The organism is Ruegeria lacuscaerulensis, from assembly GCF_013031245.1.
GTDB classification, from domain to species: domain Bacteria; phylum Pseudomonadota; class Alphaproteobacteria; order Rhodobacterales; family Rhodobacteraceae; genus Ruegeria; species Ruegeria lacuscaerulensis_C.
Genome location: NZ_WPZL01000001.1, coordinates 444,391 through 468,992, shown reverse-complemented (window position 1 = coordinate 468,992; position 24,602 = coordinate 444,391). Strand labels below are relative to the sequence as shown.

The 24,602-nt window shown below is 57.2% G+C and carries 22 protein-coding genes and 2 tRNA genes; 13 read left to right on the top strand and 11 right to left on the bottom strand.

The window, feature by feature from the left end:
- The first annotated feature begins 76 nt into the window (after positions 1-76).
- The gene (locus tag GOX66_RS02305) at positions 77-1,210 is read left to right on the top strand and encodes a polysaccharide biosynthesis/export family protein (protein ID WP_170759178.1); all 1,134 of its coding nucleotides are present in this window, start codon (positions 77-79) and stop codon (positions 1,208-1,210) included.
- Positions 1,210-3,210, top strand: coding sequence for a capsular polysaccharide biosynthesis protein (locus GOX66_RS02300; RefSeq protein ID WP_170759176.1), 2,001 nt, complete (start codon positions 1,210-1,212; stop codon positions 3,208-3,210). The genes GOX66_RS02305 and GOX66_RS02300 overlap by 1 nt, the downstream gene beginning before the upstream one ends.
- Here the strand turns inward: GOX66_RS02300 and ribD are convergent.
- The 5 genes from ribD to GOX66_RS02275 all read right to left on the bottom strand — a co-directional run bounded on the left by ribD (position 3,207) and on the right by GOX66_RS02275 (position 6,796).
- Positions 3,207-4,307, bottom strand: coding sequence for a bifunctional diaminohydroxyphosphoribosylaminopyrimidine deaminase/5-amino-6-(5-phosphoribosylamino)uracil reductase RibD (gene ribD, locus GOX66_RS02295; protein WP_170759175.1), 1,101 nt, complete (start codon positions 4,305-4,307; stop codon positions 3,207-3,209). The genes GOX66_RS02300 and ribD overlap by 4 nt on opposite strands.
- On the bottom strand, positions 4,304-4,774 hold the full coding sequence (gene nrdR, locus GOX66_RS02290; RefSeq protein WP_037307671.1) for a transcriptional regulator NrdR: 471 nt from the start codon (positions 4,772-4,774) through the stop codon (positions 4,304-4,306). The genes ribD and nrdR overlap by 4 nt, the downstream gene beginning before the upstream one ends.
- A 121-nt stretch (positions 4,775-4,895) precedes the next feature.
- On the bottom strand, positions 4,896-5,309 hold the full coding sequence (locus GOX66_RS02285) for a secondary thiamine-phosphate synthase enzyme YjbQ (protein WP_170759173.1): 414 nt from the start codon (positions 5,307-5,309) through the stop codon (positions 4,896-4,898).
- 500 nt (positions 5,310-5,809) lie between these two features.
- A complete protein-coding gene (locus GOX66_RS02280; RefSeq protein WP_237212460.1) occupies positions 5,810-6,313 on the bottom strand; it encodes a DUF4166 domain-containing protein in 504 nt (167 codons plus the stop codon).
- A 45-nt stretch (positions 6,314-6,358) separates the two neighbouring features.
- Positions 6,359-6,796 (bottom strand): thiol-disulfide oxidoreductase DCC family protein, encoded by a 438-nt coding sequence (locus GOX66_RS02275; protein WP_170759171.1) that lies wholly within the window; start codon positions 6,794-6,796, stop codon positions 6,359-6,361.
- 326 nt (positions 6,797-7,122) lie between these two features.
- Here GOX66_RS02275 and GOX66_RS02270 point away from each other — a divergent pair, with 326 nt between their 5' ends.
- On the top strand, positions 7,123-8,142 hold the full coding sequence (locus tag GOX66_RS02270) for a helix-turn-helix domain-containing protein (RefSeq protein WP_170759169.1): 1,020 nt from the start codon (positions 7,123-7,125) through the stop codon (positions 8,140-8,142).
- 190 nt (positions 8,143-8,332) lie between these two features.
- Here the strand turns inward: GOX66_RS02270 and rpoD are convergent, their stop codons facing one another.
- The 4 genes from rpoD to GOX66_RS02250 form a co-directional block, all read right to left on the bottom strand.
- Positions 8,333-10,321, bottom strand: a complete 1,989-nt coding sequence (gene rpoD / locus GOX66_RS02265) for an RNA polymerase sigma factor RpoD (RefSeq protein WP_170759167.1) — start codon at positions 10,319-10,321, stop codon at positions 8,333-8,335.
- Between the two features lie 114 nt (positions 10,322-10,435).
- Positions 10,436-12,385: a DNA primase gene (gene dnaG, locus GOX66_RS02260; protein ID WP_170759165.1), complete on the bottom strand. Its 1,950-nt coding sequence runs from the start codon at positions 12,383-12,385 to the stop codon at positions 10,436-10,438.
- Between the two features lie 80 nt (positions 12,386-12,465).
- A complete protein-coding gene (locus GOX66_RS02255) occupies positions 12,466-12,762 on the bottom strand; it encodes a hypothetical protein (protein WP_170759163.1) in 297 nt (98 codons plus the stop codon).
- Between the two features lie 144 nt (positions 12,763-12,906).
- Positions 12,907-14,337, bottom strand: a complete 1,431-nt coding sequence (locus GOX66_RS02250) for a Glu/Leu/Phe/Val family dehydrogenase (protein WP_170759161.1) — start codon at positions 14,335-14,337, stop codon at positions 12,907-12,909.
- Between the two features lie 333 nt (positions 14,338-14,670).
- Between GOX66_RS02250 and GOX66_RS02245 the strand changes: the two genes are divergently transcribed.
- The 3 genes from GOX66_RS02245 to GOX66_RS02235 are packed head-to-tail and all read left to right on the top strand — an operon-like array spanning position 14,671 to position 17,559.
- Positions 14,671-16,401, top strand: coding sequence for a TadE/TadG family type IV pilus assembly protein (locus GOX66_RS02245; RefSeq protein WP_237212427.1), 1,731 nt, complete (start codon positions 14,671-14,673; stop codon positions 16,399-16,401).
- 53 nt (positions 16,402-16,454) lie between these two features.
- Positions 16,455-16,928 (top strand): TadE/TadG family type IV pilus assembly protein, encoded by a 474-nt coding sequence (locus GOX66_RS02240; RefSeq protein ID WP_336508963.1) that lies wholly within the window; start codon positions 16,455-16,457, stop codon positions 16,926-16,928.
- Between the two features lie 4 nt (positions 16,929-16,932).
- On the top strand, positions 16,933-17,559 hold the full coding sequence (locus tag GOX66_RS02235; RefSeq protein WP_170759155.1) for a TadE/TadG family type IV pilus assembly protein: 627 nt from the start codon (positions 16,933-16,935) through the stop codon (positions 17,557-17,559).
- Here the strand turns inward: GOX66_RS02235 and GOX66_RS02230 are convergent.
- Positions 17,516-18,001 carry a hypothetical protein gene (locus GOX66_RS02230; protein WP_170759154.1) on the bottom strand — a complete coding sequence of 162 codons (486 nt, stop codon included), beginning with the start codon at positions 17,999-18,001 and terminating at the stop codon, positions 17,516-17,518. The genes GOX66_RS02235 and GOX66_RS02230 overlap by 44 nt on opposite strands.
- 156 nt (positions 18,002-18,157) lie before the next feature.
- Here GOX66_RS02230 and GOX66_RS02225 point away from each other — a divergent pair, with 156 nt between their 5' ends.
- Positions 18,158-19,069 carry a pirin family protein gene (locus GOX66_RS02225; protein ID WP_170759152.1) on the top strand — a complete coding sequence of 304 codons (912 nt, stop codon included), beginning with the start codon at positions 18,158-18,160 and terminating at the stop codon, positions 19,067-19,069.
- A gap of 25 nt (positions 19,070-19,094) precedes the next feature.
- On the opposite strand, the gene GOX66_RS02220 is transcribed toward GOX66_RS02225, so the two are convergent.
- Positions 19,095-19,682, bottom strand: coding sequence for a TetR/AcrR family transcriptional regulator (locus GOX66_RS02220; protein WP_170759150.1), 588 nt, complete (start codon positions 19,680-19,682; stop codon positions 19,095-19,097).
- A gap of 99 nt (positions 19,683-19,781) precedes the next feature.
- On the opposite strand from GOX66_RS02220, the gene GOX66_RS02215 reads away from it, so the two are divergent.
- From GOX66_RS02215 to GOX66_RS02190, 6 genes are all read left to right on the top strand, one after another.
- Entirely contained in the window at positions 19,782-20,030 is a 249-nt protein-coding gene (locus GOX66_RS02215; RefSeq protein ID WP_170759148.1) for a hypothetical protein, read from the top strand.
- Positions 20,031-20,155: 125 nt separating this feature from the next.
- Positions 20,156-21,442 carry a homoserine dehydrogenase gene (locus GOX66_RS02210; protein WP_170759145.1) on the top strand — a complete coding sequence of 429 codons (1,287 nt, stop codon included), beginning with the start codon at positions 20,156-20,158 and terminating at the stop codon, positions 21,440-21,442.
- Positions 21,443-21,512: 70 nt separating this feature from the next.
- Entirely contained in the window at positions 21,513-22,496 is a 984-nt protein-coding gene (gene glpX / locus GOX66_RS02205; protein WP_170759143.1) for a class II fructose-bisphosphatase, read from the top strand.
- A gap of 92 nt (positions 22,497-22,588) precedes the next feature.
- Positions 22,589-24,331 carry a single-stranded-DNA-specific exonuclease RecJ gene (recJ, locus tag GOX66_RS02200; protein ID WP_170759141.1) on the top strand — a complete coding sequence of 581 codons (1,743 nt, stop codon included), beginning with the start codon at positions 22,589-22,591 and terminating at the stop codon, positions 24,329-24,331.
- Positions 24,332-24,429: 98 nt separating this feature from the next.
- A tRNA-Glu gene (locus GOX66_RS02195) sits at positions 24,430-24,504 on the top strand.
- Positions 24,505-24,526: 22 nt separating this feature from the next.
- Positions 24,527-24,601: transfer RNA gene (locus GOX66_RS02190), tRNA-Glu, on the top strand.
- The last annotated feature ends 1 nt before the right edge of the window (position 24,602 follow it).

The window sequence follows — 24,602 nt, the reverse complement described above, 5'->3', positions numbered from 1 at the left end:
CTAGATGTTACCGCCCGAACCAGATAACCTGCAGCAAACAAAAGACCAAAACAAAGACGACTGAGGATAATCGGCAGTGCAGCGCTTTCCAATCCGATGGATACGGGGGATTTCCCTTGTGGCCGCAATTGGCCTGTTGGCCGCGTGCCAACTTCCCAAGGCAGGCCCCAACAAAAGCGAGATTTTGGCGGGCTCCACAGAAAGTGGCGGTAATGCCTTTGTTGTCGAAGTGGATGATCGGGTTGCACAGGCTACATCCGCCATTCAGCAATTCGGGTTTTCACCTGCATTCAGAAGCGCCCAGAATTTGACCGCGGATACTGTTCGCCCGGGCGACATTCTGGGTATGACGATCTGGGAAAACGTGGATGACGGATTGCTGTCTGGTGAAGTCGGAGCCGCCACAATTCTGGAACAAGTACAGGTGGACAGCGACGGGTTTATCTTCGTGCCCTATGCCGGGCGCATTCGCGCCGCTGGTAACACGCCGGAACAATTGCGTCAGTTGATCACCAGCAAACTTGCGGATCAAACGCCAGACCCGCAGGTTCAGGTGCGCCGCACCGCCGGAGATGGGTCGACCGTCACGCTGACAGGGGAAATCGGTGCTCCGGGCGTCTATCCGATCGAACGACCAAGCCGGACATTGACGGGAATGCTGTCAAGCGCCGGTGGCGTGTCCCTCGGTTCGGATATTGCGCTTGTGACACTGATCCGCGGAAACGATCGCGGGACCGTCTGGTACGAAGATTTGTTCCGCAACCCAAAACTTGACGTCGCGCTGCGCGGCGGAGATCGCATTCTTGTTGAGGCAGACAGCCGATCCTACATAGCCTTGGGCGCAACCGGCGGGCAGTCCCGCGTCGCGTTTGACACTCAGGATCTTTCCGCGCTTGAGGCTTTGGCCCAGGTGGGCGGCCTGCAATCTCTGTCCTCGGACCCGACGGGAATTTTTGTTCTGCGTGAAGAACGACACGACATTGCCCGCACCGTCATGGGCCGCGCTGACCTGCAAGGGGATCAGCGCATGATCTACCTGCTGAACCTCACCGCGCCCAACGGGCTGTTCATCGCTCGTGATTTCGTTATTCGTGACGGTGACACGATCTACGTAACCGAGGCTCCGTACGCACAATGGAGCAAATCCATCTCGCTGATCGCCGGTGGCCTGACACCGCTTGCAAACGTCGCCACGCTGACGGGTAACTGATGCAATCCGAAACGGCAGCCGGGTCCGAACGCACTCGGCTGTTCGTTTACAACGGCGGTTTTCTGACTCAGCGCCGCATTCGGCGCATTTTACATCTTAGCGGCTACGACATTCGCCTCGGTCTGCCCAAGGACGGCGACATTGTCGGGGTCTGGGGCAACAGCCCGACGGCGCATCGTGGACTGGCAATTGCGACCAAACGCAACGCAGCGGTGCTGCGGGTCGAGGACGCCTTTTTGCGCTCGTTGCATCCGGGCAGGACCGGCGAGCCTCCGCTTGGCCTTGTGCTTGACCGAACCGGTCTGCATTTCGATCCGGCCCACCCTTCGGATCTTGAGAGTTTGCTGGCCACGCATCCTCTGGATGATACCGCCCTTCTGAACCGGGCGCGTCACGGCATGGACAGAGTCCGCGAATTGCATCTCAGCAAGTATTCGGCTTTCGACCTGACCCTCCCTCCGCCGGATCCCGGCTATGTTCTTGTGGTGGACCAGACAAAGGGCGATGCAGCAGTAACTGCAAGCGGGGGGGATCAGGCCCGGTTCCGGGAAATGCTGGTCATAGCGCAAGAGGAAAACCCCGGAGCGCAGGTTCTGATCAAGACCCACCCCGAAACCATTGCCGGGCACCGATCGGGGTACTTTTCGGAACAGGATCTGTCGGACAGAGTTTCTATTCTGGAATCGACAATCAGCCCCTGGACCCTGCTTGAGGGCGCGATTGGCGTCTACACCCTGTCCTCGCAATTGGGGTTTGAGGCCATCCTGGCAGGACACAAACCCCGCATCTTTGGGCAACCCTTCTATGCAGGCTGGGGGCTGACACAGGATGAGCTTCCCTTCCCGCGCCGCCAACGCAACCTGACACGGGCGCAGTTGTTTGCCGCAGCCATGATCCTCTACCCTAAGTGGTATGATCCGTATCGAGACAATTTGTGCGAACTGGAGACCGTTCTGGACACACTCGAAGCACAAACGCGCGCGTGGCGTCAGGATCACAATGGGTGGACCGCGTCCGGCATGCGGTTGTGGAAGCGCAAACACCTGCAGCAAATGTTCGGGCGCCAGAAGAAGGTCAGGTTTACAACAGGACAACCCGACACGTCAGACAGGCCTCATATGGTCTGGGCCAGCCATGCCCGAGATACAGAAAACGCGGTCAGGATAGAGGATGGCTTTCTGCGATCACGCGGTCTGGGTGCCAATCTGGTACCGCCATTGTCGCTGGCGACTGACGAGCTGGGCATCTATTACGACCCGACCCATCCCAGCCAGTTGGAGGAGTTGATCACTGCCCGCGAAGCCCTGCGCCCCGATCAGGAGATGCGGGCCGAGCGTCTGATTGATCAGATCATTTCGGGCCATCTCAGCAAGTACAACACCGGAGGTGCGTCACCTGAAATGCCTGTCGGGCATCGCGTTCTTGTGCCCGGGCAGGTCGAAGATGACGCGTCAATCCTGTTGGGCACCACAACGGTACGCACCAATACCGACCTGCTGCGTGCAGCGCGCGAGGCGAACCCAAATGCGGTCCTGATTTACAAGCCTCACCCTGATGTCGAGGCAGGCCTGCGCGATGGCGCAATTGATAGCGAGGGGCTTGCGGACGTCATCGCCACGCATTCTGATCCCGCTGCGCTGTTGCCACAGGTACAGGAGGTCTGGACCATGACGTCCCTGATGGGGTTCGAAGCCCTGATGCGCGGGGTCAACGTCACAACGCTTGGTGCGCCTTTCTATGCCGGGTGGGGGCTGACGCGGGACCTGGGCACAGTCCCGGCGCGCAGGGGCGCGCGCCCATCACTGCTGGGTCTGGTTCATGCCGCCCTGATCGACTATCCCAGATATATGGACCCGGTCACCGGCCAGCCCTGCCCCGTCGAGGTCGCCGTGCAACGGCTGTCCGAGGGGCGTGATCGTGACGGCGGACCGTCGCTGCGCCTGCTTTCCAAATTGCAAGGCGCGTTCGCGACTCACGCGTATCTGTGGCGTCGCCGTTAGCGTAAAGCGCGTGCCCAGCGATGCAAAATATCCGCCCCGATGGCCCGGGTTTCGATCAGTTCGAACCGAGGGGCCGCATCCAGTTTGTCCAGCCCCAGCGACCCAACGGCGGGCAAGCCTTCGGCTCCGATCGTCAGGCCCGCGCTGAACCCCACCAACTCGTCCACAAGGTCATCGGCCAGCAATGAGGCTGCCAGCGCTGATCCGCCTTCACAGAATAACCGCGTTAATCCCGCGTATCCCAATTGCTGCAACAGATCGGTCGCATCAATATGGTGCTCACGCAGCGCGCAGGGGATCAGACGCGCGCCCAACCCCTCCCACGCGCGGGCTCTCTCAGCATCCGGAGAAGGGCCATGGCAAAGCCAAACTGGTATCTCACCGGCAGTGCGCGCCAATTGTCCCATCAGCGGGATATCCAGATGGCGTGAAACAACAACCCGTAACGGCTGCGCCTCGATTCCCAGGTCGCGGACCGTCAGAGACGGATCATCAGCCCGCGCGGTGCCCGCTCCAACCATCACGGCGTCGTGGCGCGCGCGCATCGCGTGTACGGCACGTCGCGCCATAGGTCCGGTAATCCATTTGCTGTGCCCGCTGGACGTGGCAATCCGCCCGTCAAAACTGCTGGCAAGCTTGAGTGTTACGAAGGGCCGCCCCTGCTCGGTTTTCAGGAAAAACCCGGCATGATCGCGCGCGGCCTGCTCGGCCAGAACGCCGCTTGTGACTTCGATTCCAGCCTCGCGCAGCATGGCAAAGCCCTGCCCCGCCACACGTGGATCGCTGTCCTCAATTGCCGAGACGACCCGCGATACTCCAGCTGCGATCAGGGCTTCGGCGCAAGGTGGTGTTTGACCGTGATGAGAACATGGTTCCAGAGAAACATAGGCGGTGGCACCGCGCGCGTCGTCGCCGGCCTGCGCCAGCGCTTCAGTCTCGCCATGCGGACGGCCACCCGGTTGAGTCCAGCCACGACCAACGATCCGCCCATTGCGCACGATCACGCAGCCGACGGCCGGATTGGGCCAGCACGTCCCCTGCCCGCGCTGCCCCAAAGACAAGGCCAGCGCCATATATCGCTTATCAGTTTCGCTCACTCGTCCGTCGAAGGCTGCGGCGGGCGCAGTTCGTGGACAAACTCCTCGAAATCATCGGCCGCCTGGAAATTCTTGTATACGCTCGCAAAGCGAACATAAGCCACGGTGTCGATCCGCGCCAGAGCTTCCATGACGATCTCGCCGATCTTGCTGGACGGGATATCGGTTTCACCCATGCTTTCCAGACGTCGCACGATGCCGGAAATCATCTGGTCGATACGTTCGGGGTCTATGGGACGTTTCTGCATCGAGATACGGATCGAGCGTTCAAGCTTGTCCCGGTCGAAATCTTCGCGTTTTCCATTGGTCTTGATCACCACCAAATCGCGTAGCTGCACGCGTTCATAGGTGGTAAACCGCCCCCCGCAAGCCGGACAAAAACGGCGCCTGCGGATCGCGACGTGATCCTCTGCCGGGCGTGAATCTTTGACCTGAGTGTCGATATTTCCGCAAAACGGGCAGCGCATCCGCCGTCTCCTCGTCCCTGGTAACGCCTCTTTTTGTAAGCGCTGTGGCTCACTTATCCACAACTATAGGGCAGCCGCTAGGATTTGGGTAGTCGGAATTTTTCACCGCAATATAAAGGGGTCAGGCGAAATGTGCGGCAACCTTTCGCTGGTGCGGCGCTGTGCGATGTTCAAACAGATAGATACCCTGCCACGTGCCCAATGCAGGGTGTCCTGACGAAACGGGAATTGACAGGGACACAGGCAATAGAGCGGCCTTGATATGAGCGGGCATGTCGTCAGGCCCTTCATATGTGTGCCGCAGATAGGCCATCGACGGGTGATCGGAGGGCGGCACCAACCGATCAAAAAATGCTCTCAGATCCGTCTGCACTTCGGGGTCTGCGTTTTCCTGAATGACCAGCGAACAGGATGTGTGCCGCACGAACAGGGTCAACAACCCATCGCGCCCGACCGAGTTGAGCCAGTTTCGCACGTCCGAAGTGAATTCATAAAGTCCAGGACCATGCGTCGAAATAATAATCTCGGTCTGCAATACCTTACCTTGTTCGTTTAATTGTCAAAAAGCGGACGACGGAAGCACCGACCATTTGCGCCTTGAACTGACATACTATCACCAGCCGTAAAACCCGAGGACACATATTTGCTGCTCTGTTGCGCGGTTTCCTTCGGAGGGCTCAGGGAGAACTGTACCGCAGTTCTTCGGCCTGTTGCCTCGCTTGGGCCATAACCGCGGAATACGTAAATACGCTGTTGCCAGCCTGCTCCCAGCGTTCTGCGAGCGAAATCAGCCGCCGCGCACCAATAGCCATCCACGTCGGTGCGGCCTCTTGGGATCACTTCGAAGACTGAATTGTTCAAGGCGACTGTCTGGTATCCGATACTACCATTGAAAGCTGAAGCCGGAGTACTCAGTGCAAGCGCAGCGAGGACTGCGTAAGACATAACCTTTTTCATAATCATACTCTTTCCTGTTTCGAGGTAAGTATTGAAGTAGTTTATATTGAAACCAGGCAATGCCCGTTCACGATCAATTCAGCCAGTACGCGATCCTGCGTGAACGGGAGCCAACCACCCGCGATATCGGATCAAAGGCCCGAAAAGGGGCATTTCAGCGGATACGTCGAACCGGAAACGGCCATTTTCGTCCTGCCATTCCACGGTCGAAGATCGAGGCAAAAGGAATGCGGGGCAACGAAGACCCAGAACGCTGAGCCGCCGAATGTGGATCGACAGCCTTCCATCCGAAACCTCTGGCTTCAGCCAGAGGGTCAACTGGCCCATTTGTTCACGAACACAACCAGACCCGTGATCGAATGCCAGCAGCGAACGGGTTGTGTGACCGCCAAAATCCCGCTCCCACACCCACGCTTGTCCGGCACGGTCTATTTTGACCTTTACCGGAATATCATCAGCATTCGGAGGAAACCGCCCCAGGCGCAAAGCCAGTTTTTTCAACCACCCCCTGCCCCCCTCGACACTGCACCGGCCAACATAGCGTCCCGGGAAATTGTGCAGTTGTCGCAGCGCTGAAGGCAAATCAGCCTCTGCGGGCAGGGACTGCAAAAAAGGGTCAGGTTCCAATCAAAACCCCTTGGGCAAAAACCGTGAACGCAAGGCCTCGTCCGGGATCAAACAAGTCGCGGACCGCCCAAAGATCGCATATCTGTTTCGGGCGATGGCGTAATACACGAGGTCTTTGATAAAACTCGGCAGATATTTGCAGACAGAAAGGATGGGCCAAGCACCGGGCAAGGCCCCCATGGCAGCGGCGAACGCATCCAGACGCTGGTGAACCCTGCCATTAACGACGACCAGATTGGTCTCAAAGTCCTGTGTCGGCAGGCCAAGAGCCCTGTACAATTGCTGTCCCAATGGTGATTGCGCTGTGGCGAATTTAAATCGCTGCGCTTTATCTTGCTCTACCATGACCTGAAAGAACTTCGAACACAGTACACATTCCCCATCAAAAACAATGAGATCATGAAAAACTTCCAGTTGGGAACCCCCAATGTTCGGCATGATCGGTCCGTCCGAAAACCCTCTGTGGTTGCACCATTTCATCGCAGCCCGAACCGGACAATGCGACAAGAGGCCGTCCAAACCATCTCTTACAGAAAGAAAAACGTCGGGGAGCCACCGGAATTGGTGTCATGTATTTCCGCGGCTCTGACCTCATCCCCTAAAAGGTGCTGACCCGACAACGCTCAGTTATTGGTCAACGTGTGGACTCTGGTCTTGCGCACATTGGTCAGAACCTTACGAATTCCAGACAGTCCGAGATTTGTACTGACACCCCAAGTCCTGCGATGTCGTGCATAATTTTTGAAAGTGCAGTAGAAAAAGACATGGACGTAGATATTGCCCGCATCCAATGGTTGACCAAGGCGCTTGATCAACAAGCGAATGATCCCGGCCTGTCAGATCGTATCCTTAAAAAATGTAACCTTAGTCGAGAGACCATCACTTCAGAGGCGAATGTATACAGCGCGCACCAGGAGGCCATGTTCGTGCGCTATGCCTGCGACGCATTGGGTGACATCACATTTGCAGCACAGGCTGGATTGAAGTTTTCATCCTCTTCCAGTCTCACTGCGTATATCAGCAAATACTCACGCGACCTGAGACAGGTCATAGAGAACACATCACGTTTCCATAGGATCATTGATCCAGCCATTTTTTTAAGCCTGCGCATTGCCGGAAATTTCGCTTCTATCGAAGCTGATTGGAAGGACGCGAGTTTCGCCCGCTATCACCGGCGGACCGAGTTCCTTATATTCACCGCCGTCGCGCGTATGCGGAATTTAACGCAATCGAACTTCTATCCGATTGAAATGCGATTTCAGCACGAAGTTGGGAGGAATAGCGAAAAGTTTCAAAAGCTTGCTGGTTTTCCGGTGAACTTTGGCGCCGAAAGACTCGAAATCGTTCTCGCGAACTCCTCGCTCGACAAGCCGGTTCCGACCTACGACCCGACGCTGCGCGCGCATCTTCTGGAATATGGAGAGCGTATACTGGCTGAGAGGCGATCGCCCAAACAGAAATTGCGCGCTCAGGTCGAAGGTCTGATTACGCGGTCAATGCCAGGCACGATCATCAATGCCGACGAAGCAGCCGCCAATCTGGGCATGAGCCCACGCACTTTTGCCCGACGTCTTAAAGACGAAGGGGCAAGCTATCGCGATATCGTCGATGATCTCAGGTGCGATCTGGCGCAAACCTTCATCACCAATGGGATACCGCTGACTGAGATTGCTTACTCGCTGGGATATGCCGACCAGCCTGCATTCTCTACTGCTTTCAAACGCTGGACCGGTCAGGCACCCAGCACCTTCAGAAGCCGGTTGGATTTTTCAGTAAAGGCTTAAAGCGGGTGGCCGGGGGTCATCAGCGACACAGCCTCGCCCCGGCCTGTCCCATGAGTGGACATTGTGGACATATAAAGCGACATTGGGTCTGCGACTTGTGAGTTCTCGCCAAATTGATCCTTGAAGCGGACAATATGACATTTTGGCGAGCTGAGAAAGAAAAGGCGCCTCAACCGTGGCGCCTTTGAATTTACTGATCCAGGAAGGACCTCAATTTACGCGACCTGCTGGGGTGCTTTAATTTCCGCAGCGCTTTCGCTTCAATCTGCCGGATCCGTTCGCGGGTCACGCTGAACTGCTGACCGACCTCTTCCAGGGTGTGGTCGGTGTTCATACCGATGCCGAAACGCATCCGCAGAACCCGCTCTTCACGCGGGGTGAGTGAGGCCAGAACCCTAGTGGTCGTCTCCTTGAGGTTCTCCTGAATGGCACTGTCCAGTGGCAGCACAGCATTCTTGTCCTCGATGAAATCACCCAACTGGCTGTCTTCCTCGTCGCCAATCGGCGTTTCGAGAGAGATCGGCTCCTTGGCGATTTTCATCACCTTGCGAACCTTCTCAAGCGGCATTTGCAGCTTTTCGGCCAGTTCTTCCGGCGTCGGCTCGCGCCCGATCTCGTGCAGCATCTGACGGCCCGTACGCACCAGCTTGTTGATCGTCTCAATCATGTGAACCGGAATACGGATCGTGCGTGCCTGATCCGCGATGCTCCGCGTGATCGCCTGACGGATCCACCAGGTCGCATAGGTCGAGAACTTGTAGCCGCGGCGGTATTCGAACTTGTCCACCGCCTTCATCAGGCCGATGTTACCTTCCTGAATAAGATCAAGGAATTGCAGGCCACGGTTCGTGTACTTTTTGGCAATCGAGATCACCAGACGCAGGTTGGCTTCGACCATTTCCTTCTTGGCCTGCCGCGCCTCTTTCTCGCCCTTCTGAACCTGCTGCACGATGCGGCGGAATTCGCTGATATCCAGACCGACATATTGGCCAACCTGAGCCATGTCGTTGCGCAGTTCCTCAACTTTCGCGGTTGAGCGTTCGATGAACATCTGCCAGCCCCGGCCCGGCTTTTCGCCCATCTCGGCCAGCCAGTTCGGGTCAAGTTCGCGGCCACGATAGGCATCGATGAATTCACGGCGGTTAATGCGGGCCTGGTCGGCCAGCTTCACCATCGCGCTGTCCAGCGACATGATACGGCGGTTGATGCCATACAGCTGGTCGATCAGAGCTTCGATCCGGTTGTTGTGCAGGTGAAGGCCATTCACCAGCTCGACGATTTCAGAGCGCAGCTGCTGATAGGTTGCCTCGTCCTTATCACTGAACGATCCATCCTCGTTCAGAGTGGCCGAAATCCGGCTGTCCTGCATTTCCGACAGCATCGAGAAGTCGGTCGAAATCCGTTCCAGCGTGGTCAGAACCTGATCCTTCAGCGCCGCCTCCATGGCGGCAAGAGACATGTTGGCCTGATCATCTTCGTCATCATCGTCGTCGTTTGCGATCGGGTTGCCGTCCGCATCCAGCTCGGGCCCTGCGTCCTTGGCGGGTTTGGCTGCCTGTACTGCCGACGTGTCAACCACAGGCTCTTCTACATCGCCGTCTTCGTCCATCTGGTTGCCGAACGTGGCCTCCAGATCGATGACGTCGCGCAGCAGAATGTCTTCGGACAGCAATTCGTCGTGCCAGATGGTGATCGCCTGGAAGGTCAGCGGGCTTTCGCACAGACCGGCGATCATCGTGTTCCGACCAGCTTCGATCCGCTTGGCGATGGCAATCTCGCCTTCTCGACTCAGCAGTTCGACGCTGCCCATCTCGCGCAGATACATGCGCACGGGGTCGTCGGTACGATCCAGCTTTTCGGTTGCAGCACCAGCCAGCACAACCTCACGGTTGCTTTCGGTGGTGACCAGATCGGTCGAGCCCTTATTCTCTTCCTCTTCGGCCTCTTCGTCTTCGATGATGTTGATGCCCATTTCCGACAGCATCGACATCACGTCTTCGATCTGTTCCGAACTGACCTGATCAGGCGGCAGAACCTGATTGAGCTGGTCGTAGGTGATGTAACCTTTCTCGCGGGCCTCGGCGATCATCTTCTTGACCTGGGCCTGGCTCATGTCCAGCGAGATTTCCTGTTCCTGCTCGTCGGATTTGCGGTCTTCGTTCGTATCCTTGGCGGCCATTCAATGCTCCTGCAGGGATGGGTGATTCGTTTGTACCGAATCATTAGCGCGTGAAAGTGATTCGGCCACCCGTTTACCCGTTTTTCTTTTCCAGTGCCTTACGAAAACACCACTTTACCGGCGTTTTCGTTCGAATTTGATGCCGGACGTAATTGCCTTGAACGCGTCTTTCTCGTCTCGGTTGATACGCGCGCCGTTGTCGGCGATGTCGAAAACGGCCCGGTCCTCGTTCTGGCTACGGCTAGTGCGGTTGCGCTCTTCGGCGGCTTGCGCCAGCCGGTACGTCAGCGCCTCATCGGCCAGATCGGACAATTCCTCTTCGGCTTCGGCAATTTCAGCATCCAACCCCCGGAGCGCTTTGATCTTTGCGAGTTCCTCGGCCAGCGTCATCTCGGCCTTTTCAACATCGCCCGGTTTGTACACACAGGGGATTACAGCGACATGGCGAAGCGCCAGCAGGTTTTCAAGGGCTTCCGCCCCCAAAGTTTCAGCAATGTGGTCTTTCAGGTTGTCCGGGTCATCTATTGCGTGACGCAGGATGGCATGACGCAACGCGGCATGGTCCAGATCGCGGCACTCCATTTCTTCCAACTGGTGTTCGAACTGTACAACAACTTGCGGGTTCAATGCGGCAATGGCCAGAATCGCCGCTTCGCGCAACTGGATCTCTGCATTCTCGGATGAGGCCAGAAACGAGGCCCGCGCGCCGGGTGTCGCAGGCTGTTTCTGCGGCTGCCACTTGCCTCGGGGTTGCCAGGGCCGGTTTTGTGGCTGCCGCTGAGGCCGGAATAATTGCCACCGCAGGTCTTTGATTTCCTGACCGTAGTGAGACCGGATTGACGGATCGCGGATCAGCTTGATCTTGTCCCTCAGCGCCTTGTCCAGCGCCGCCTTACGCTCGGGGCTGTCAAAGACCTTGCCTTCGGTTTCACGCTGCCACAGCAGTTTGACCATCGGAATAGCACCGTCCAGAACAGCCTGCACGGCCCCTGCCCCCTCGGCCCGCAGCAAATCATCGGGGTCCTTGCCTTCGGGCATCAGCGCAAAGCGCAGGGATTTCCCGGCTTCCAGCAGTGGCAGCGCCAGATCAACCGCCCGCATCGCCGCGCGCAGGCCGGCCGAATCGCCATCAAGGGCGATGATCGGCTCGTCAGAAATACGCCACAGCAGTTGCAACTGGTGTTCAGTGATCGCCGTTCCCAATGGGGCCACGGATGCGCCGAACCCCGCCTCGGATAAAGCAATTACGTCCATATACCCTTCGGCCACGATCAGCGGCTGACCTTTGCTTGCCGCCTGCCGCGCCGGTCCCTGGTTATAGAGGCTGCGACCTTTGTCGAACAATTCGGTCTCGGGTGAGTTCAGGTACTTGGCGTTGTCATTCGGGTCCATCGCGCGCGCGCCAAAGGCAATGCAGCGCCCGCGCGGGTCGCGGATCGGGTACATGATCCGGTTTCGGAACGTGTCATAGGGCTTTTTGCCCTTGTTCGAGGGCTTAGCCAACCCGGCCCTGAGGATCAGATCCTCAGCCACGTTCTTGCCGCGCAGATGATCCCACAACGCCTGCCAGCCGTCGGGTGCAAAACCGATCTCCCACCGCTCCAGCGCCTGTTCATCAAGCCCGCGTCGGACCAGATAATCGCGCGCCGCAGCCCCTGCGCTAGTCTTGAGTTGCAGGCGATAAAACTGCGCTGCCTGCTCCAGGACCTCGGCCAGTTGGCTGCGGCGGTCCTGCTTTTCCTGCGCTTTGGGATCGCGCGCGGGCATCGGCATCCCAGCCTCGCGCGCCAGAATCTCGACGGCTTCGATGAAAGAGACATTCTCGGTCTCTTTCACAAAGCTGATCGCGTCGCCTTTGGCATGGCAGCCGAAGCAGTAATAGAACCCCTTTTGGTCATCGACATGGAAGGACGCCGTCTTTTCGTGATGGAACGGGCACGGCGCCCACATGTCACCCTTGCCCTGATTGGACTTGCGTGCATCCCACATGACCTTACGACCAACGACCTGAGACAAGCTCAGCCGAGTGCGCAGTTCATCTAGAAATCCGGGGGGCAGTGACATGGGTCAAACTTGGCAGAAATGAAAACGCGCGCCAAGGGGAAGGCGCGCGGTTGTCCACAGAGAAATGGTGAGCCTGTGGATTATTGTTGCAAACAAAGCTCCAGCCAAGCTTCGCCAAGGTCTTTTTTACGAACATCGCGCATCTTTTGCTCATAGACCCAAGGAGCGATCAACGGAATGGCGGCGTTGTAGTTTTCGGGCCATGCCGGGCTTGTGTCAGCGACTGCCTGCGGTACGTCGCGTTCCTTGACCCGGTCCAACCGCGCCTTTTGGATCGCTGCAACGACATCCGCCTGGTACTGGCAGCTTTGTTCTTTGGTTTCTTCAGCAGCCAGAGGTGTAGCCAGCAAAAGGGCCGCGATGGCGGTACGCAACATGGGGATCTCCCGGAATCGTTTCTTTCGCGACAGCTTACCCGGCAGACGCTCGGCCCGCTATCGTCCATTTCAATGCAACGATCAAATTGAATGGGATGGCAGGCGGGCAATCAGGCGATTAGCTGATTGCCCCTCTGCAACAGGTTACAGCCCCTTGGCGCGATAGCTTTTTGCGACGCGGTCAATCGCCACGATATACGCAGCAGTCCGCAGATCCTCGACATCCGCCCGGTCGTGCCAGACCTCGCGCATCGACTGATACGCTATGCGCATTGTGTCATCGAGGCCTGAGCGCACCAGTTCCAGCTCATCAGCACCTTTGAGGTACTTGGCTTTGAAATTCGGCGACATCGACCAGGCGTCGCCAAGATAACGGTCCAGCCGCTCTAACTCGCTGACGATCAGTTCATGGCGCGCCTCTTCCTGACGGCGCTGCATCCGACCAAAGCGGATATGGCTCAGGTTCTTGACCCACTCGAAGTATGAGACCGTCACACCGCCGGCATTGGCATACATGTCGGGAATGATCACCGTCCCCTTCTTGCGCAGGATTTCATCCGCGCCGGCAGTGACGGGACCATTTGCAGCCTCGATGATCAGAGGCGCCTTGATCCGATCCGCATTGGTCAGGTTGATGACGCCTTCAAGGGCCGCCGGAATAAGAATGTCACATTCCGCCTCAAGAACCTCGCCTCCTTCGGCCGAATGCGTCGCGTCCGGATAGTTGCTGACGCCACCATGCTTCACGATCCATTGCCGCACAGATTCGACGTCTATGCCGTCGGGGTTGTAGAGCGCACCGTCCCATTCGATGATTCCGACGATCCGTGAACCATCTTCTTCGCTCAGGAACTTCGCCGCGTGGTACCCCACGTTTCCCAGACCCTGCACGACTATGCGCTTGCCATCCAGCTTGCCGGACAAGCCCGCCTTCTGAACGTCCTCGGGGTGCCGGAAGAACTCGCGCAGCGCATACTGGATGCCTCGCCCGGTCGCCTCGACCCGACCGGCGATACCGCCGGCATTCAGCGGTTTACCCGTCACACAGGCGCGTGAGTTGATATCCGTGGTGTTCATCCGCGCATACTGATCCGCGATCCAGGCCATCTCTCGCTCGCCCGTTCCCATATCCGGCGCCGGTACGTTCTGAGACGGGTTAATCAGATCGCGCTTGGCAAGCTCATAAGCAAAGCGACGCGTGATCTGTTCCAGTTCGTGCTCTTCATATTGCCGGGGATCGATACGCAAACCGCCTTTGGAGCCGCCAAACGGCGTCTCGACCAGCGCGCATTTATAAGTCATCAGCGCCGCCAGGGCTTCGACTTCATCCTGGTTCACGGCAAGCGCAAAACGAATCCCGCCCTTGACCGGCTCCATATGCTCGGAATGTACAGAACGATATCCGGTGAATGTGTGTATTTCACCGCGCAGGCGTACACCAAAGCGCACGGTATAAGTGGCGTTACAAACCCGGATCTTCTCCTCCAGCCCAGGCGGTAAATCCATCAGGGACGCCGCCCTGTTGAACATTAAATCTACACTCTCGCGAAAGCTGGGTTCATTAACGGCCGTCATTTAATCCTCCGTGCCAACGAACTACGTGCGTTCTGACGTTTTGTCGCACCCTATGCGTAAACGATCAATAATTAAGCAGAAACAAAATCTAAAAAAGCGTGAAAAATTCTGAAACTCTAGCTGAGTCGCCTCCTTCACTCTTTACCGTAGGAATTGTCGCCAATCTGAATACAGCGGCAACTGTCGCTTCAAAATTGTCCCCCAAATACCCTTGAAGCAGCCAGTTCTGGGGCGATTCCGCCTAATTCCCGCCATGATTCGGCGTTATTTTTAGAACGTTAATTTTTCCTTAGCAGTGTTGGATGTCTGCTCAGCGAGGTCGGCAAAATGATAATGCACGAATTTCAAAGCGGCACTAAGAAAACGAAAGACAAGGTGTCACCAGCTCGGCGTTTCGCCAAAGACGAGGACGGCGGGGTATTCACCGTATTCGTATTGCTCGGGTTTCTTGTCATCCTGGCAACGGCTGGCATTGGCGTAGACGTAATGAACTATGAGCGGGACAGGGCAAACCTTCAGTCCACCCTTGACCGCGCGGTTCTTGCGGCGGCTGATCTTGATCAGAAGCTTCCCCCGAAAGACGTGGTCATTGACTATTTGGCCAAGGCGGGTCTGCAGGACAAGCTAATTGAAGATCCCGAAGTCTATGAAGGCATCGGATCAAGGAGAGTGACGGCAAAGGCCGCAACAGTCGTCAATACTCACTTCATGTATTTTTCCGGCATCCCCACACTGACTGCCGCAGCTGAAAGTACCGCAGAGGAATCTATCGGATCGGTCGAAATTTCCCTGGTTCTGGATATGTCCGGTTCGATGAACAAGGATTCGGCGGAAGCAGGGAAAACGAAGATACAGGTGCTAAGAGAAGCTGCCAAAAATTTTGTCACGACGATGCTTAACAAGGAGAACCCGGACAAGATCTCCATATCGCTTATCCCTTATGCGACCCAGGTAAATGCCGGGGAGAACATTTTGGGGAAATTCACCAACGTGACAGCGGAACACAACTATTCCCACTGCGTGAACTTTGAATACAGCCATTTCCAGGATGCTCACCTAAATCCCGCGACAGTTCTGGATCGTACGGCTCATTTTGATCGCTACAAAACCAAGTATAACAGTGATATGTGGGAAGAAAATCGGTATCCAACCTGCGCTATTCGACCTGGCAGTGAAATCACCCCTCTGACAAACGACATTGACTTGCTGCATAGTCAGATCGACGCATTGACTGCGCAAGGGAACACTTCGATTGACATCGGAGTGAAGTGGGGCGCCGCTTTGCTGGACCCACAATTCCGCGACTTAGTAGGCCAATTGGCATCTCAGAAGTTCGACCCGGATGGTCCTGATACGATTGACGGAGAGCCTGCGCCGACTGTTGTCCCATCCGTATTCAGCGCCCGGCCCATGGATTATGACTCTGAGGTCGTCAAGGTTCTCATCGTTATGACTGACGGGAAGAACACAAGCCAGTACCACCTGAAGTCCTCTCTTCGCGATGGAAATTCCGATGTCTGGTATAACTCCGAATACAAACAATGGAATGATGACGATAGTGAATGGGACTATGGTGAATACAGCGTCCGCATTTCAAGCGAACCACCCAGATACTGGTGGACTCGTCAGGAAGTGGAAAGAGATCATCGCTATGGGGACAACGAATCAGAGCCAGGTGAAGCCGTACGTCTGACATACCCTGAATTGTTCAATATGGTTTCGTTGCGTTGGAATGCCCTGTGGAACTACGAGTGGCAGGACAACAACACTTATAATTGGTACAGTAATGCCTACTATTCTTTGGGGTCGAGCTCCAAAGACACGCGCACCGACGTTATTTGTGAAGCCACCAAAGGCAAAGGTGTGATCGTATATGGCATTGCTTTCGAAGCGCCCGAGCACGGCCTGAACACGATCGCAGACTGCGCCAGCTCACCCAGCAAAGTATACGCCGTAAACAGCGAAGGCACCCTCGATGGCAGCGTTGGGGAACAGCCCATTACGCTGGAGCAGGCATTTGAATCCATTGCCTCTTCGATCAGGAAGCTGAGGTTGACACAATGATCCTCAGAACTTTGGGAAATATACTTCGTTTCAGGCGAACCGAAAGCGGGTCCGTGACAGTTGAATTCTGCCTCATTTTCCCAGTGTTCATGTTTTTCATTCTCAGTGTCGTTGAATACACTCTGGTCACGGTGCAGCAGTCGATGCTGGAACGCGCGGTGGACTTGTCGGTGCGTGATATTCGACTAGGAACAGGAACCAATCCGACCCACGATGGGATCAAGGATTCGATCTGTGCTAACGCGGGAATAATCAGTGGTTGCTCTGAAAACCTGCGGCTGGAGATGATTCTTCAGGATGCGTATGCCGGTATCGACTTGCCTGCGGAGCCGGACTGCACAGACAACTCCGAAGAGGTGAAACCTGTGCGAGAATTTCAAAACGGCCCCCCTAACGCACTGATGGTCTTACGCGCATGCGCTAAAATTAACCCAGTTTTCCCGACTTCAGCAATGGGGCGCGCATTGGCTGATGAAACTGGCCAGATACGTCTGACCGCGACGACTGCTTTTGTTCAGGAGCCTTAAAACCATGCGCATATTTTCGAAAATCGGAAGTTTCTTTGGTTCCAAAGCACGGAATGAAAGCGGGATGCTGACCGTTGAGGCGCTATTGGTGTTTCCAATGCTGGTTTGGACGATCACTGGCACCTTCACCTTTTTCGAAGGGTTCCGCCAAAGCGCCGCGAATGTGAAGGCAGCATACACTGTGGGAGACCTGATCTCCCGCGAATCGCACATCATTTCGGATACCTATCTCCAATCCATGTACATACTCATGGCAAGGATGGTGAATAATGGCACTGAATTGAATTTACGCGTATCAGTTGTCGTGTTCGATGATGGTGATGATCCGGACAGTGATGCTGATGACACCTACGCCGTAGAATGGTCCTCTGAATGCGGGTATGGGGACATATGGACCAATGACAACATCGAGAACATGCGCGATAGCCTTCCGCCAATGTCCGATCAGGACCCATTGATCATTGTCGAGTCGACAAACAAGTTTGCGCCGACATTCGGATCCGGCTGGGTTGACGACGACCATTCCTTCAACAGTTTCGTATTCACCAGCCCGCGCTTTGACGGCCAGGTTGTCTCGAATGCATCAGCTACGTTCTGTTCGGTATCGACGCCGACTGTATCAACGTCGTAAGTATCTCTGCCATAAATTTGGTTTCGGCGGCTGCTGTCATCCCGCCGACACCAACCCGGTGGCCAAATCGCCACCACAGCCCCGGTTCCCAACAATTTGCAGCCTTATTTCGCGTCTTCACCAGAAACCCGTTCGACGGTTTGAAGGCAAAGACGCCTCGGTCGACGGATTCGATATCCTCTACACTGGCAATCAACCGGCCTGCCCCGGTTCTGAGCTCCGTTTGCGTCAGCTCGATCCAGTCCTTGGTTGCGTGCCACATGCGATGCGCCAGCCAGAATGCCGCAGCTCCGACTACAAACAGGAACACCTGCCACGCAAATTCAGGTGGGGATGCCAGAGCCACGTAAATGACAAGCGCGCCGACAATGGCTAACATTCCGACGCCCAGCCAGCGTCTGGGAGATGAGGCTTTCACGGTCGCCAGTATTTCTTGTTGCATGTGCATCCCTGCTCTTTTCGACTGGGTTTAGCTGCTTTGTAGTGAAAATGACAGAGGCGCAGAGCTTGCGTATTCCCGCACATATTCCGTTCCTCATCGCGAATTGACGCTCCCAGCGTAGAGAATAAATGTAGTCCAAAGCATCAGGAGGCAACCATGTCCCTAAGACCGACTTTGGAAACACGTAAGTCTGTTCCTACAACGGAAGGTGCGGGCGTCAAATTGCACCGGGCGTTTGGGTTTCAGGACCCATCGGAGCTTGATCCGTTCCTGCTGTTTGACGACTTCCGGAATGAGCGGCCGCAGGACTATCAGGCTGGCTTTCCCTGGCATCCTCATCGAGGTATCGAGACGATCACCTATGTATTGGCAGGAACGGTCGAACATTCGGACTCGCTCGGCAATACCGGCACGTTGGGTTCGGGCGACGTTCAGTGGATGACCGCCGGTTCGGGGATTCTGCATCAGGAGATGCCCAAGGGAAACATGTCCGGCCAGATGCACGGGTTCCAGCTGTGGGGCAACCTGCCGTCAGATCAAAAGATGACTGCGCCGCGCTATCAGGACGTTGAAAGCAAGGATATCCCGGAAATCACTGATGACGATGGCACCACTGCGCGTGTGATTGTGGGTGAGTTCTGGGGCAAGACCGGCCCGGTCGACGGGATCGCAGCGGACCCGCAATATCTGGACATTCAAATTCCAGCCGGGGTGAAGAAGACCTTTCGCATCGACACGTATCGCAGAGCATTTGCCTATGTGTTCCAGGGTCGCGGCGCCTTCGCGGATGCCTCGCAACCTACTGGCATTCTTCTGGAAAAAGAGGTCGCCGGGCAAGAGGTCAATATCCGCGACATGTCCGGCGACAGAACACTGGTGCGCTTTGGGACTGGCGATGAAATCACGGTTCAGGCCGGTCCGGAGGGTGTGCGGTTCCTGCTGATTTCCGGCGCGCCAATCGATGAACCCGTTGCCTGGCACGGCCCGATTGTCATGAATACCCGTGCCGAACTTGACCAAGCGTTTCAGGAGTTGCGGAACGGGACATTCATTCGCTCTACTCACTGAACCCGAAGATGCAAAGGCAGACGGCTCAGGCCGACACTGACCGACGTACCATGTCCCAATAAACCCGCTCTACCTCATCCAGCGATAACCGCCCGCCCGAGCGATACCAGGTCATTACGCCGTTCAACATGGCGATCACAGCGAGTGTTGCGATCTTGGTATCAGCGATGTCAAACAACCCGGCCTCCTGCCCGTCCTGCAGGATGGCCTCAAGCGCGTCTTCATAGGTGCGGCGTAACGCTTCGAGTTCTGAGAAGTTGTCTGGGGTCAGATTGCGAAGTTCCATATAGGCTATGAAAACTTCATCCGGGCGCTGCAGGTGAAACCGGATGTGAAACCCGACAAACTGGCGTAACGCTTCCGCGGTATCGGCGGGCTTTTCCAGTTGGTCGTATGCCGACAACAGCTCCTGCATGTGTTCGTACATCAGGCGGTACAGAAGGCTCTGCTTGTCCGGTGTGTAGTTATACAGTGCACCGGCCTGCACTCCGACTTCGGCCGCGATTTGGCGCATCGAAACCGCCGCATAGCCGTGACGGGCGAACAACCCCAATGCCGCTTTACGGATGCGGGGGCCAGTGATGTCGGAATGTGATCCTTGAGTACGTGCCATTCCATCACCGTATCTGAACGTTTGTTCAGATAGAACCCCGCTTGAACCAAGTTTGCAAAAGGTGCATCACGGTTGAAATCGACGTTGAAAGGGTTCCGAATGAAACCCCTGCCTTTGCTGATCCTTGTCCTAGCTTGCTCCGGTTGCACAAACTTCCCGGAGCTGGAGGGGCGTGAACTGGCAAACGTTAAATCAGCACGCTATCCGGAGCTCATTCCGTTGCAGGAAAATCTGGGCCCGCCAGCCAACCCGGTGAGCGAGGCCGTTGAGGTTGAAGAAGACCTTGTCGAGCGTCGTAAAGAACTGCAGAAAAAGGCGCGCAAGTTGCAGCGAGCGAAAATCGACTGACCCCCCGCAATTCACAGAGCTCCACGGTCACGACGCATTGCACCCTTTCGCCGAACCCGCTAAGGCAGCGCTGAACGGGCAAACGGCCCGAAAGTAACGAATTCGAGCGGAAAGGAACCCACGGGATGACACAGGCGCTGCGGCTGGGAATTGCGGGCTTGGGAACTGTTGGTGTGGGTGTCGTAAAGATCGTACGCCGCCACGCGGATCTGCTGCAGGCCCGTACAGGCAGACCTGTTGAAATCGTCGCTGTTTCGGCGCGGGACGCGAACAAGGATCGCGGCGTCAATCTGTCGGACTATGCCTGGGAGTCTGACCCCGTCGCGCTGGCCAAACGTGATGATATCGATGTCTTCGTCGAACTGATCGGCGGCGAGAATGGTCCTGCCAAAGCCTCGGTCGAGGCGGCACTGGCCACCGGCAAGGATGTTGTCACCGCGAACAAGGCATTGCTGGCAATCCACGGTCAGGAACTGGCCGAACAGGCCGAGGCTGCGGGCCGTGTGATCCGCTTCGAGGCCGCCGTAGCAGGGGGCATCCCGGTCATCAAATCCCTGACCGAAGGGCTGGCTGGCAATGACATCACCCGCGTCATGGGTGTGATGAACGGCACTTGCAATTATATCCTGACCCGCATGCAATCGCAGGAACTGGGCTATAATGCCCTGTTCGAGGAATGCGCTCAGCTGGGGTATCTGGAAGCTGATCCCAATCTTGACGTGGGCGGCATCGACGCGGCGCACAAGCTGGCGCTGCTGTCCTCAATAGCCTTTGGCACCAAGCCGAATTTTGACGGGATTCAGATCGAAGGCATCCAACACATCAGCCTGGACGATATTCACCAGGCCGATGATATGGGCTATCGCATCAAGCTGCTGGGAGTGGCACAGCGCTCGGCGCGCGGGCTAGAGCAACGGATGCAGCCTTGCCTTGTGCCAAGCGGGTCGCCACTGGGGCAACTGGAAGGCGGCACCAATATGGTGGTGATCGAAGGCGACGCGGTTGAACAGGTTGTTCTGCGAGGTCCGGGCGCGGGTGAAGGCCCCACCGCCAGCGCCGTAATGGGCGATGTCTGCGATCTGGCGCGCGGTCTGCAAATCCCGACCTTTGGCCGCCCGGCGGCCACGTTGCAGGACTCGATACCGGCAGTGACCGGACTCCCGGCGCCCTACTACCTTCGCCTGGCGCTGTTTGACAAACCCGGCGCGCTGGCCAAAGTGGCCGCCATTCTGGGCGACGCAGGCGTTTCCATTGATCGGATGCGGCAATACGGGCATACCGAAAGCACCGCGCCGGTTCTGATCGTCACCCACAAGACCACACGCGCCACGCTGGATGTCGCATTGGAGGGCCTCCGTGAGACCGACGTGGTTTCCGGTGAGCCTGTCGCATTGCGCATCGAAGAGGTTTGACCCCTTGCAGCCTGCATTAAACGCAGGCTATGCCGGATAAAACGCCTTTACTGACCTGAGGATACCGAAAATGAGTGCTGCCAAAATAGACTTCAACGACCGCCTGCTGTCTCTGGGCCTTGCGCGGGTCGCAGAACAGGCCGCCCTGGCCTCGGCCTCTCTGGTTGGACGCGGCGATGAAAAGGCGGCCGATCAGGCAGCCGTGAACGCAATGCGCGAACAGCTGAACCTGCTGGATATCTCTGGCGTTGTTGTGATCGGTGAAGGCGAGCGCGACGAAGCGCCCATGCTCTATATCGGCGAAGAGGTCGGCACCGGCAGTGGCCCCGGCGTGGACATTGCGCTGGACCCGCTGGAAGGCACTACCCTGACAGCCAAGGACATGCCCAACGCGCTGACCGTAATCGCCATGGGGCCGCGCGGCTCGATGCTGCATGCGCCGGACGTTTACATGGACAAGCTGGCCATAGGCCCCGGCTTTCCTGAGGGTGTCGTGAATCTGGACATGAGCCCACGTGAACGGGTCGAGGCGTTGGCTAAGGCTAAGGGCTGTGACACCGCCGACATTACCGTTTGCATCCTTGAGCGCCCCCGTCACGAAGCAATGATTGCCGAAGTGCGCGAAACCGGTGCGTCGATCCGCTTGATCACAGATGGTGACGTCGCCGGCGTCATGCACTGCGCTGAGAGCGAAGAGACCGGCATCGACATGTACATGGGTCAGGGTGGCGCGCCCGAGGGTGTACTGGCCGCTGCTGCATTGAAATGCATGGGTGGGCAGATTTTTGGTCGCCTGCTGTTCCGCAACGATGACGAGCGTGGCCGCGCTGCCAAGGCTGGCATCACCGATCTGGACCGCGTTTACGCACGGGATGAGATGGTAACGGCTGATGTGATCTTTGCCGCGACCGGGGTGACCGGCGGCTCGCTGCTGCCGCGCATCAAGCGGGAACCCGGTTGGGTCGAGACGACGACGCTGCTGATGCGGTCGAAAACCGGATCGGTCCGTCGGATGTCCTACCGCACGCCCACGTGGCCGCATAACGAAGCATAGCGGCTTGCGCCGCTGCCTTCGGCGCGAGTATTTGTGAAAAGATGAAGAGGCCGGGTCCAGGAGGGTCCGGCCTTGGCATATGAGGGCAGAACATGAGCTTTTTAGGGGTTGAGCAGTCACTGACCGGACGGTGCTGGATCGGGCCAACGGCCGAGGTTGAACGCGCAGCGGAAATGCTGGTGCAACAGGCCGGCCTTCCCCGAGCGGTGTGCCAGGTGCTGGCGCGGCGTGGAGTGCCACCGAGCGAGGCCTCTGGTTTCCTGAACCCCAAATTGAAGGAATTACTGCCGGACCCTCGTTCCATGAAAGATATGGAGACGGCCGCTGCACGGTTCATCTCAGCGGCCAGGCACAAACAACGGATTGCGGTATTCGCGGATTACGATGTCGATGGCGGCAGTTCGGCGGCCTTGTTGCTGGTCTGGCTGCGCCAGATGGGGCTCCAGGCCACTCTCTACGTGCCAGACAGGATCGACGAGGGCTATGGCCCGAACGTACCCGCCATGCAGACGCTGGCGGCCAATCATGACCTGATCATCTGCGTGGATTGCGGCACGCTCAGCCATGAGCCGATTGAAGCCGCAAAAGGCGCGGACGTGATTGTTCTCGATCACCACCTGGGCGGTGAAACCTTGCCAGAATGTACAGCTGTGGTGAACCCGAACCGACAGGATGAAAGTGGCGATCTTGGTTACCTCTGCGCGGCTGGCGTTGTGTTTCTGATGCTGGTCGAGGCCGGGCGTCAACTGCGTGAGGCGGGCTCAAAAAGCCCGGACCTGATCGGCCTGCTAGACCTTGTGGCACTGGCGACTGTCGCGGATGTGGCCCCTTTGATCGGAGCGAACCGCGCGTTGGTGCGTCAGGGGTTGAAGGTCATGGCCCAAAGGCAAAGGCCCGGTCTGGTCGCGCTTTCGGACGTGGCGCGGATGGATTCGGCACCCAACAGTTATCACCTCGGTTTTCTGCTCGGCCCGCGCGTCAATGCGGGCGGACGGATCGGTCAGGCCGATCTGGGCGCCCGGCTGCTCAGCACGGATTCGACACATGAGGCCGAGGCCCTGTCGCAGCGGTTGGATGAACTGAACACCGAACGACGCGACATCGAAAACGCAGTTCGTGCCGCAGCGATGGAGCAGGCTGAAGAACGGGGCCTGGATGCGCCATTGGTCTGGGCGGCGGGAGAAGGCTGGCATCCAGGCGTTGTCGGCATCGTTGCCTCGCGTCTAAAGGAGACTGCAAACCGTCCGGCGATTGTTATCGGATTTGACGGGGATGAGGGCAAAGGCTCGGGCCGGTCGGTGTCCGGCGTCGATCTTGGGGCCTCGATCCAGCGACTGACGGCTGAGGGGCTTTTGGTCAAAGGCGGTGGCCACAAGATGGCGGCAGGTCTGACGGTGATGCGCGATCAGTTGGAACCGGCAATGGAGCGGCTCAGCGAATTGCTGGCCAAGCAAGGCGCGGGAGAAGGCGGGCCCGCGGATATGAAGCTGGACGGCACCTTAATGCCCGGCGCGGCCAACGTCGAGCTGATCGAGCAGATCGAAATGGCCGGCCCGTTTGGCGCCAGCGCCCCTGCCCCCCGATATGCGTTGCCTGACCTGCAGGTTCGATTTGCCAAACGCGTTGGCGAATCCCATCTGAAACTGTCCTTGTCCGACGGTGTTGGTGGCGGGTTGGACGCGATCGCCTTTGGTGCTTTTGACGGACCGATGGGGGAAAAACTGTGCGATCACGGCGGCGCGCGCTTTCATTTCGCTGGGCGGCTTGAGGTGAACACCTGGGGTGGGCGACAGAGCGTACAACTGAGGCTCGAGGACGCAGCAGAGGCAAATTAAGCCCGATTTCGGACCCGGCAAAAAACTTTCACATCCCTGCATTTTTCGGCTTGCGGGGGTGCAAGGTACACCGTAAAAGGCCCTCCACAAGCCAGCGTGGCCCGTTCGTCTATCGGTTAGGACGCCAGGTTTTCAACCTGGAAAGAGGGGTTCGATTCCCCTACGGGCTACCACTTGTGCTTGTTTGGACCTAATGGCCCGTTCGTCTATCGGTTAGGACGCCAGGTTTTCAACCTGGAAAGAGGGGTTCGATTCCCCTACGGGCTACCAT

What these genes read in the sequence shown, in the direction of transcription:
- GOX66_RS02300 (WP_170759176.1), top strand. Translation starts at nt 1,210, where the DNA reads ATGCAATCCGAAACGGCAGCCGGGTCCGAACGCACTCGGCTGTTCGTT.
- nrdR (WP_037307671.1), bottom strand. Translation starts at nt 4,774, where the DNA reads ATGCGCTGCCCGTTTTGCGGAAATATCGACACTCAGGTCAAAGATTCA.
- GOX66_RS02275 (WP_170759171.1), bottom strand. Translation starts at nt 6,796, where the DNA reads ATGCCGAACATTGGGGGTTCCCAACTGGAAGTTTTTCATGATCTCATT.
- GOX66_RS02270 (WP_170759169.1), top strand. Translation starts at nt 7,123, where the DNA reads ATGGACGTAGATATTGCCCGCATCCAATGGTTGACCAAGGCGCTTGAT.
- rpoD (WP_170759167.1), bottom strand. Translation starts at nt 10,321, where the DNA reads ATGGCCGCCAAGGATACGAACGAAGACCGCAAATCCGACGAGCAGGAA.
- dnaG (WP_170759165.1), bottom strand. Translation starts at nt 12,385, where the DNA reads ATGTCACTGCCCCCCGGATTTCTAGATGAACTGCGCACTCGGCTGAGC.
- GOX66_RS02255 (WP_170759163.1), bottom strand. Translation starts at nt 12,762, where the DNA reads ATGTTGCGTACCGCCATCGCGGCCCTTTTGCTGGCTACACCTCTGGCT.
- GOX66_RS02250 (WP_170759161.1), bottom strand. Translation starts at nt 14,337, where the DNA reads ATGACGGCCGTTAATGAACCCAGCTTTCGCGAGAGTGTAGATTTAATG.
- GOX66_RS02245 (WP_237212427.1), top strand. Translation starts at nt 14,671, where the DNA reads ATGCACGAATTTCAAAGCGGCACTAAGAAAACGAAAGACAAGGTGTCA.
- GOX66_RS02235 (WP_170759155.1), top strand. Translation starts at nt 16,933, where the DNA reads ATGCGCATATTTTCGAAAATCGGAAGTTTCTTTGGTTCCAAAGCACGG.
- GOX66_RS02230 (WP_170759154.1), bottom strand. Translation starts at nt 18,001, where the DNA reads ATGCAACAAGAAATACTGGCGACCGTGAAAGCCTCATCTCCCAGACGC.
- GOX66_RS02225 (WP_170759152.1), top strand. Translation starts at nt 18,158, where the DNA reads ATGTCCCTAAGACCGACTTTGGAAACACGTAAGTCTGTTCCTACAACG.
- GOX66_RS02220 (WP_170759150.1), bottom strand. Translation starts at nt 19,682, where the DNA reads ATGGCACGTACTCAAGGATCACATTCCGACATCACTGGCCCCCGCATC.
- GOX66_RS02215 (WP_170759148.1), top strand. Translation starts at nt 19,782, where the DNA reads ATGAAACCCCTGCCTTTGCTGATCCTTGTCCTAGCTTGCTCCGGTTGC.
- GOX66_RS02210 (WP_170759145.1), top strand. Translation starts at nt 20,156, where the DNA reads ATGACACAGGCGCTGCGGCTGGGAATTGCGGGCTTGGGAACTGTTGGT.
- glpX (WP_170759143.1), top strand. Translation starts at nt 21,513, where the DNA reads ATGAGTGCTGCCAAAATAGACTTCAACGACCGCCTGCTGTCTCTGGGC.
- recJ (WP_170759141.1), top strand. Translation starts at nt 22,589, where the DNA reads ATGAGCTTTTTAGGGGTTGAGCAGTCACTGACCGGACGGTGCTGGATC.